This window comes from Azoarcus taiwanensis (assembly GCF_012910885.1).
GTDB lineage: Bacteria > Pseudomonadota > Gammaproteobacteria > Burkholderiales > Rhodocyclaceae > Azoarcus_F > Azoarcus_F taiwanensis.
Map to the genome: position 1 here is coordinate 1 of NZ_WTVM01000153.1, position 8,456 is coordinate 8,456.

At 64.8% G+C, this 8,456-nt stretch carries 6 protein-coding genes and 1 pseudogene; 3 read left to right on the plus strand and 4 right to left on the minus strand.

Going from position 1 to position 8,456, the window contains the following annotated elements:
- From GPA21_RS17555 to GPA21_RS17565, 3 genes are all read left to right on the plus strand, one after another.
- Positions 1–2,503, plus strand: a 2,503-nt coding sequence (locus GPA21_RS17555) for a putative Ig domain-containing protein (protein ID WP_211163669.1), incomplete at its 5' end; no start/stop codon positions are given.
- Complete coding sequence (locus GPA21_RS17560) at positions 2,497–3,750, plus strand: glycosyltransferase (RefSeq protein WP_168989403.1); 1,254 nt, start codon at positions 2,497–2,499, stop codon at positions 3,748–3,750. The genes GPA21_RS17555 and GPA21_RS17560, both read left to right, overlap by 7 nt.
- Positions 3,751–3,752: 2 nt before the next feature.
- Positions 3,753–5,114 (plus strand): HlyD family type I secretion periplasmic adaptor subunit, encoded by a 1,362-nt coding sequence (locus GPA21_RS17565; RefSeq protein WP_168989404.1) that lies wholly within the window; start codon positions 3,753–3,755, stop codon positions 5,112–5,114.
- Positions 5,115–5,120: 6 nt separating this feature from the next.
- On the opposite strand, the gene GPA21_RS17570 is transcribed toward GPA21_RS17565, so the two are convergent.
- From GPA21_RS17570 to GPA21_RS17585, 4 genes and pseudogenes are all read right to left on the minus strand, one after another.
- The gene (locus GPA21_RS17570; protein ID WP_168989405.1) at positions 5,121–6,329 is read right to left on the minus strand and encodes an NnrS family protein; all 1,209 of its coding nucleotides are present in this window, start codon (positions 6,327–6,329) and stop codon (positions 5,121–5,123) included.
- Positions 6,323–7,264 (minus strand): ABC transporter ATP-binding protein, encoded by a 942-nt coding sequence (locus GPA21_RS17575; RefSeq protein WP_168989406.1) that lies wholly within the window; start codon positions 7,262–7,264, stop codon positions 6,323–6,325. The genes GPA21_RS17570 and GPA21_RS17575 overlap by 7 nt, the downstream gene beginning before the upstream one ends.
- A complete protein-coding gene (locus tag GPA21_RS17580; RefSeq protein WP_168989407.1) occupies positions 7,261–8,049 on the minus strand; it encodes an ABC transporter permease in 789 nt (262 codons plus the stop codon). The genes GPA21_RS17575 and GPA21_RS17580 overlap by 4 nt, the downstream gene beginning before the upstream one ends.
- Positions 8,046–8,456 (minus strand): annotated as a pseudogene (locus tag GPA21_RS17585) (ABC transporter substrate-binding protein); the annotation flags it as partial. The gene GPA21_RS17580 and the pseudogene GPA21_RS17585, both read right to left, overlap by 4 nt.

Here is an 8,456-nt window from a genome sequence, read left to right on the forward strand (position 1 = left end):
TTTCGACAGCCGGGGCGGTCCCGACCTGCTGGTGGGGGGCGTGGGCTCGGACACCTACCGGATCCATCGCGAGTGGGGCGCGGCTGCCGCGCACGTGACCATCGTCGAGACCTGGCGCGAGGGGGACTTCAACCGGCTCGAACTCACCGGCGATGTCGGCGCGGACGAGCTGCATCTCGTCTTCGATGGGCGCGATCTGGTGCTCATGCTGGGCGAGGACGGCAGCAGCGTGCGCTTTGCCGGTTTTGATCCGCGCGTGCCCGGCATGCAGCCACCGGTCGATGAGGTGGCCTTGCCGTGGCAGGGGATTGTGCTGAGCTTCGACGAACTGGTCGCTCGCGGCATTCGCTACGGCGAGTACACCAACGACGTCTACGAGATCAATATCGGTGATGGTGAGGTCAGCATTGTCGACGTTGCCACAGCCGATGCCCCCAACACGGTCCGCTTCGGTCCCGGCATTACCGCCGAGGGCCTGCAGGATCGTCTCTCCTTTGCCGAGAACGGTGAGGGCGGGCACTGGCTGCTCGTGCATTACGGCGGCGAAGGCGACGTGCTGCGGCTGGCGGGCTTCAACCGCGACGATGTGCTCGGCGGGGGACATGCGGTGGAGCATTTCCTGTTCGCCGATGGCACGGTGGTGGATTACGCCACGCTGGCATCGTGGGGGTTCACGGTCGAGGGTGACGAGGGTGACAACACCTTGCGGGGCAGCAATCTCGACGACCGCCTGTACGGTGGGCAGGGCAATGACCTGTTGATCGGCGGTGCCGGCAACGATGCCTACGTCTTTGCGCCGGGAGACGGGGTGGATACCATCATCGACAGCGGCGACGAGGATTTCAACTTCATCCGGTTCCTGGGCGGTTTGACAGCTGACGATGTCTCGCACGAATGGGATGGCAGTACATTGCTGCTGCACTACGGGCCAGGTGATACGGTTCGAATCGAGAACTTCTTCTCGGAGACCACCGGAAACGCGGCCATTCTGGTGATGGTCTTCGAGGATGGAACCGTCGAACCCCTGCTGCAGCGCCTCAACCGTGCACCAACGGCCAACGGTGAGCTTGCATCCGCTGCTGCCGAGCTTGGCGAGGTATTCACCTATGCGCTTCCCGAGGGCTTCTTTGAAGATCCGGATGTCAATGATTACCTGCGCTTGAGTGCTCGTGTAGCCAATGGCGACGCACTGCCGGACTGGCTCGCTTTCGATGCAACCACGGGGCAGTTCAGCGGCACGCCGACGGATTCAGACCTCGGGTCGCTCGCCGTGGTCGTGACCGCAATGGATCACTTCCGTCTGACGGTCGAACGGTCTTTCGAGCTCACGGTGCGGGATCAGGATCATGGTGAGCCCGGGACCCCCGGTCCCATAACCCAACCCGACACCGCAACCGTCCAGGAAGATCGCACCCTGCTTGCCTGGGGCAACGTGCTGGCCAACGACAGCCATCCCGAGGGCGCGGCGCTGCATGTGGCCGACGCCGGGATCCGGCGCGGTGAATATGGTTGGCTGAAACTGTTGCCCAACGGAAGCTACGCCTATGTGCTGGACAATTTCTCATCGAAGGTGCAGGGTTTGGGCGCGGGTGAGGCGGTCGAGGAGCGGTTCGGTTACCTGGCGAGCGACGGGACTGCCAGTACGCCGGGTGAATTGGTGGTGACCGTTCATGGCACCAACGATGCGCCTGAACTCGCCCGCAAGCTCTCCAACGTGCAATTGGCGCGAGGTCAAGCGTTTTCGTGGCAGGTCCCCGAGGGCAGCTTCATCGACCGCGATCGCAACGACGTACTCAGCTATGAAGCCAGTCTGCGAAACGGCCAGCCGCTACCAGCCTGGCTGACGTTCGACGCCGAAACTCAAACTTTCAGCGGCACGGCGCCATCTGGTGCGCGCGGAAATGTTGACGTGCGGGTGACGGTAACCGATGGACAGGGTGAGCGATCGGTCGCGAGCGATACCTTCCGCATCAGTTTCGGCAACAAGACTGTTGCACCCAAGGGCAACGCAGGGGTCGGCAACGGACTGGATGCGCCTCCGCCCGGCCATTCCAGCAATCACAACGACGGACCGGGCACTGGCCCGGGAAGTCCGGGCAGCAAGCTCAATGGCAAAGGCCATGACGCGCTCGATTGGTTATTCGGAGGGCAGAAGCAGGCTGCGGCGGGCCATCTCGCATGGGGTTGGCAGAAGATGCCGAAAGATGGATCGGGCGGGGGATGGTCCGGGTTCCCAGGGCTGGGCAAAGGGACTCCGGGCAAGATCGAGCAGCAGTGGCAACAGTTGCAAAGAGCCCTGGCCCGGCTTGAGGCGGAAGGACGGGGTGGACCGGCCTGGTCCGGCAAGCATCAAGGGGCGGATCTATCGGCATTGGGTGTATTGGCCGGCGGTCAGGGTTCCGCGCTCCGCTCGGGCACCGATGCTGTCGGTCTGGCAACGGGTGCCGCGCAGCTCAAATCGTTTGCCGGGCTGCGCGACGGGTTCAGCCGCTTGCCTTGCTGATGGTAAAAATGGGGCGCGTGCTGATTGCCTGGGAGCTGGGTGGGGCGTACGGACACCTGATGCGTTGTCTTCGACTTGCTGCGGAGCTTGGGCAAAAGGGGCACGTGGTCACCCTCGCCCTCAAGCAGGCTGAGCTGCCGTCGGGTTTCGGGTGGCCGACGGGGGTGGAAGTGCAGCGTACACCGTTACCGGCGCGTACCTACGTTCGACGTCCTCCCGTGAACTTTGCGGCCCTGTTGAGCGCTTGCGGGTTTGAGTGTCCGGAAGACCTGGCGTTGAGATTGCGGACCTGGAGGCGCATTCTGGACCAGTCGGGGGCCGATGTCGTGGTGGCCGATCATGCGCCCACTGCGTTGCTCGCGGCGCGCATTTCGGGTGTGCCGTCCCTGGCCGTTGGTAGTGCGTTCGCGGTGCCGCCCGCCCTCCATCCCTGGCCTTCGATCCGACCCTGGGAGCGCGTTTCCGAGGGTGCGCTGCGTGCATCCGAACGGCAACTGGATGAACAGGTGACCAAGACCCTGCGACTGATCGGATATCCCGAACCCTTGCGTATGCGGGAGGTGTTTGAGGTAGAAGCGCTGTTCGACACCTTTGCCGAACTCGATCACTATGGTCTTCGCAGGGGTGGGCGGTATATCGGCTGTATGTGGCCTGCGCCGGTTGCTCATGGTGTGCCCTGGCAATTCAATACCGACAGGCGTGTGTTGTGCTATCTGCGACCCGAAGTGCCGGGTTTTGAACAGGGGCTCGCTGCACTGGCCCGCAGCGGTGCTGAAGCCATCTGCGTGGTACCGAAGATCGACGCGAGTATCGCACGTCGGTATGCGACCAAGCGGATGCGCATTGCGAGCGTACCGCTTGATTTCTCGGAGTTGTTGCCGGAAGCGAACCTGGCTGTTTGTTATGGCAGCAGCGCGTTCTCTACCGAGGCGCTTCTGGCAGGGGTGCCTTTGTTGATGCGTCCTCAGCATGTCGAGCAGTGGCTGTTCGCAAGACGCGTAGTCGATCTGGGTTGCGGCTGTTTGGTGCCGGCGAACGCCGGTATCACCGAGTGGATTTCCGGATTGAACGCCCTACTTGAGGAGCCCGGTTATCAAACTGCGGCGAGAGCATTTGGCGATCGCAATCGCCCGCATTCGGGAGAAAACGCGGTGGTGAGTGCAGTGAGAGCGATAGAGGCGCATCTTCCTGCGAACGCAGTCCCGGGGGTGGATCTGCCGGGGTATAGGGGACAGCCGAGTTCATGACCATGCAGAAAGGGAATCAATTTGCTGACGGATCGGATTTCCGTCGTTTTCATCCGCCGCTCATCCGCTTGCAGGCGACGGCACCGAATCCTCTCGGAAGGCGCATCCTCTGGACCTTGCTCTGTTTGATCGCCTTTTTGCTGGTTTGGGCGATGACGGGCAAGCTTGACATCATCGCGGTGGCGGAGGGGCGTCTGGTGCCCGCGAGCTATCTGCAGATCGTTCAGCCCTCCGAGGCCGGCATCGTGCGCGAGATTGTCGTTCGCGAGGGTGAGCGGGTCAGCGGTGGCCAGGTGCTGATGCGCATGGATACGCTGGCGATCGATGCGGACTTCGAAGCGCTGATGACTGAGCAGTCACGCCGTCGTGCTCAACTGGCCAGAATAGACGCCGAGATCCAGGATGAAGCCCTCATGCGGCAGGAGGGGTTGTCAGAGCCCCTGTTTCGCGAGTCTTATCGGCAGTTTGCAGCCAATCGTGAAGCGCTTGCCGCTGCGCGGTCGGAGGAGCGGGCGCGCATGACCCGGGCGGAGCAGGAGAAGGCAGCGGCCTTGCAGCAGCGCACGAGGCTGCTGGCGGTGCTGCCGATCTACCGGCAGCAGGAGGGCGCGTTCGAGCGTCTTGTGGCGGAGGGGTTTGCCGGTGAGCTGATGGCCAGTGACAAGCGCCGTGAGCGCATCGAGCGCGAACAGGAGTTGGCTACCCAGGAGCACGTCATTGCCTCAGCCGATGCAAGTATTGCGCAGTCCCGAGAGAAGCTGGCCCAGATTCGTGCGGATTATCTTCGGGCCTTGCATGTGGAGCGACAGGAGGTTCAGTCCGCGCTCGAGCGAATCGCGCAGGAACTCGTCAAGCAGGCGCACCGAAGACATCTGTCAGAGCTCCGGGCTCCGCAGGACGGGGTAGTCAAGGATCTGGCTACTCGCACTGTTGGCACCGTGGTCCAGCCCGGTACCGTGATGGCGACCCTCGTCCCGGAGGATGAACGACTTAAGGCGGAAGTATGGCTGGCGAACGAGGACATTGGATTCGTTCGCCCAGGCCAGACGGTGAAGCTCAAGTTCGCAACCTACCGTTTCCAGAAGTTCGGCATGGGAGAAGGTGTCGTGGAGCTCGTGAGTGCCGATGCGCAAAGCGAGGAGGAGGCGCGCGAGCGTGGGGGGTTCGGTCAGCCGAGTCAGGCGTTGCGCTACAAGGCACTGATTACCATTGAAAACCCCTATCTCGAGCTCGATGGCTCCCGGTTCGCTCTATCTCCCGGGATGCACAGCACGGCAGAAATACTTCTCGGAAAACGCTCCGTGATGGAGTATCTGCTTTCGCCGATTCAAAAGGCCTGGCATGAGGCGGGGCGAGAGCGATGACAGGGCTCAACTCTCCGGCAAACCGGCACACCCGGATTGCCCGTCGCTGCGCTGGCGGCTCATTACCGGCCAGGCGTGGGCGAAATACACCGCGAAGCCGAGTATCCACAGGGCAGCGGGCAGGAACAGCGAAAGCGTAGGTTCCAGCCAGCCCACCGTGGCGCGGGTCAGCGCTGCGGTTACGAGCGCAAGAGCGACCAGCGGTACCCACGGTTTCTCGTCCGGCTCCACACCGGCATGCACCCGCCCGGCGATGTTCATGATCACGAAGATGCCCAGGCCCATGGCGCCGACCGTGAGCACATGGCGCCCGCCGCTCAGGGTGCCGAGATCGGCGAGTAGCGCCAGACCGATCAGGCCGTAACCGATAGCCATCAGCCAGTACACGGTGTAGAGCATCGCCACCCAGCGGCGGAACAGCGCGCCCCCCACGTGCCAGTCGTTGGTGAGGTTGAACATCGCCGCGGCTGCGGCGAGCGCGACCCAGCCGGAGATCGCGGAGGCGGGTTGCAGGAACTCGAGCGCCGTGTACAGCGCGATACAGAAGGTCGCGAGGTTGCGCCGAGGCGGGCGGGACAGATAGGCGACATCCTTTTCGCCGCGGTCTTCCAGCGCGGCGTTGACGATGCGCATCGAGATGCGACTCATCGCGACCACCATCAACACCATCAGTACGCCGGTGGCGGCGTGCAGCCAGCGGGCGCCACCGCCCCCTTCGATGAGGGTGTCAAAGTGGTAGCCGACGACGGTGACCAACATTGCAAGCAGGGCCCACAGAAAGGAGAGATGGCGCCGGTCGGGGTCTCGCCAGATACGAGGGGCGAGCGCCCCGATCAGCCCCGCCACCAGCAGGGTTTCGGCAAGCGCGGCCAGCCAGGCGCCGAATACGCCGCCGATCAGGAAGCCCGCCCGGGCGATGAGCCACAAGCTGGCGAGCGCCGCGACGATGCGCGTCGCGACCGCGCGGGTGGAGGTGAACTCGGGCACCGCGGTGAGCGCGAACCCGGCCACCGCGGCGAGGCCGAAGCCGAATACCATTTCGTGCCCGTGCCAGGCGATGGGGCCGGCGGGCAGGGTGGGCAGCGCGATATGGCCACCTAGAAACAGTGCCCACGCGGCCATGGCCAGCGTCCCGCCGAGTGCGGTGAACAGGAAGAAGGGCCGGAAGGCACACAGCAGCAGCGCTGGGGTGGAGTGGGTGTGGGCCTTTAGCATTGCAGGCCTCCACGGCGCGCGGTGGCGAGTGGCACGGCGGCGTCGAAGCGGATCGCGGTGGCTTGGATCGGCGTGCCCGGCGCGGTGGGCGCGGGCAGGCCGAACACTTGGCGCACCGTCGGATGTTCGAGCAGGGCGGCGGTGTTGTGATAGACGAAGGATTCGTCCCGGGCCTGTGCCGGGTGGTCCAGCCGCACCCGTTGCACGATGCGGCCGGGCTCCGGGGCCATGACGAGAATGGTGTCCGACAGGCGCACCGCTTCCATGAGGTCGTGGGTGATCATCAACGCCCCCATGTCACGGTGCGCCATGTGTTCGGCGAGCAGGCGATAGAGTTCTGCCTTGAGGCCGATGTCCAGCGCCGAGAAGGGTTCGTCGAGGAGCAGCAGATCGGGCTCGAGGACCAGCGCGCGGGCCAGAGCGACCCGGCTCTGCATGCCGCCGGAGAGCTGGTGCGGAAATTTGTCGAGGTCGTCGGCATCGAGCCCGACCCGGGTCGCCAGCGCGACCGCACGTTGGTGGCGCTCGGGGCGGGCGACGCCGGTGGCTTTGAGGCCGAGGACGATGTTGTCGAGGGTGGTCTTCCACGGCAGCAGGCGAGGCTGCTGGAAGACACAGGCCGGGTTGACGAAGCTCGACTCGATCTGGCCTTCGCGCAAGGTCATCAGGCCGGCGACCAGGTGCATCAGCGTGGTCTTGCCACAACCCGACGGGCCGACCAGCGCGGTGACCTGGCCTGCGTCGACCTCGAGGTCGATACTCGACAGGATCTCGGTGAGCGCATAGGCGTGGCTGACGCCGCTGACCCGCAGGCGTTTGGCGGGCGGCGCGGTGTTGCGGCCGCAGCCGTGGCTGGCGGCACATGCCGTGGTTGATTCGGTGGGCTGGGGGAGCGCCTGGCCACCGGGCAGTGGAACGAGCTTCGGTTTGTTCATGCGGCGGCCCTCCAGCGTTCGACCTCGCGTTTGATGGGTTCGAGCACCAGGTATTCGACTGCCAGCAACAGACTGACGATGGCCATGATCCAGGCCAGCGTGGCCGGGGTGTCGAGGTGCGAGCGGGTCACTGCCAGTGCGGCGCCGACGCCATCGCTGCTGGCGAGCAGTTCGGCCATGACCACCACCTTCCAGGAGATGCCCAGGGCGGTGATCCAGGCCGGGAAGAGGTAGGACAGCATGTGCGGCAGGTAGAGATCGGTGAAACGCATCGTCGCCGGCATGCGCAGGGTGCGCGCGAGTTCGCGCAACTGGCCGTCCAGCGTACGCGCGCCCTGCATCGCGCCGACGAAGATCACCGGGAACGCCGCGATGAACACCGTGAACACCGGCGTGCCGTCGCCAGCGCCGAACCATAGCAGCGCCAGCACCAGCCAGGCGATGGGCGGGGTGCCGATCAGCACGGTGACGATCGGTCGGGACATCATCGATGCGGTCATCGATACCCCTGCAGCCATGCCCAGCGCGCTGCCCGCAGCCAGCGCCAGTACGAAACCGCTCAGCGCCCGGCGGGCGGTGACCTGCAGCTCTGGCCAGGCCGCGCCGCTGGCGAGCATCTGCATCAAGGTGCTCGCGGCGCTGCGCGGATCGGGCAGGATGAGCTCACCGTAGAGGCCGCTTGCCCATTCCCAGGCGGCGAGCATCAGCAGCAGGCTCGCGATTGCGCCCCATCCGCTCCACAGATAGGCAGGCAACCCGGCGAGCCAGCGGCTGATGTTCTTCATTTCGCTTCGGCGTAGAAGGCGTCTTCAGGCAGCTTGCCGCCGATCAGCGCGGGGTTTCGCTCGGCCAGCACACCGTAGAAGAATTCGAGTGCCTCACGCGCCTGCGCGGCCGGCACTGCCTCGAGCGGGCTCGCCGCAATCGCATCGGCCACCGCCTCGGCGCTGAGCAGGTCTATATGCCGCGCGACCGTTTCGCCGCATTCGATGGCGTTTTGCTGGCACCAGCGCAGCGCCTCGTCGTAGGCACGGTGAATGCGGGCCATCAGCTCGGGCTGGTCGGCGAAATCTCCGACCGCGACGATGCCGGCCTGTGGCACCCTTGCCTCACGCTCGAACACCCGACCCCATTCCTGCTGCAGGTCGATACTGCGATGCAGTTCCGGCGCGACGACGCTGACCGGAACGGA

Coding starts and splice junctions, on each gene's coding strand:
- GPA21_RS17570 (WP_168989405.1), bottom strand. CDS start 6,329: ATGCTAAAGGCCCACACCCACTCCACCCCAGCGCTGCTGCTGTGTGCC.
- GPA21_RS17575 (WP_168989406.1), bottom strand. CDS start 7,264: ATGAACAAACCGAAGCTCGTTCCACTGCCCGGTGGCCAGGCGCTCCCC.
- GPA21_RS17580 (WP_168989407.1), bottom strand. CDS start 8,049: ATGAAGAACATCAGCCGCTGGCTCGCCGGGTTGCCTGCCTATCTGTGG.
- GPA21_RS17565 (WP_168989404.1), top strand. CDS start 3,753: ATGCAGAAAGGGAATCAATTTGCTGACGGATCGGATTTCCGTCGTTTT.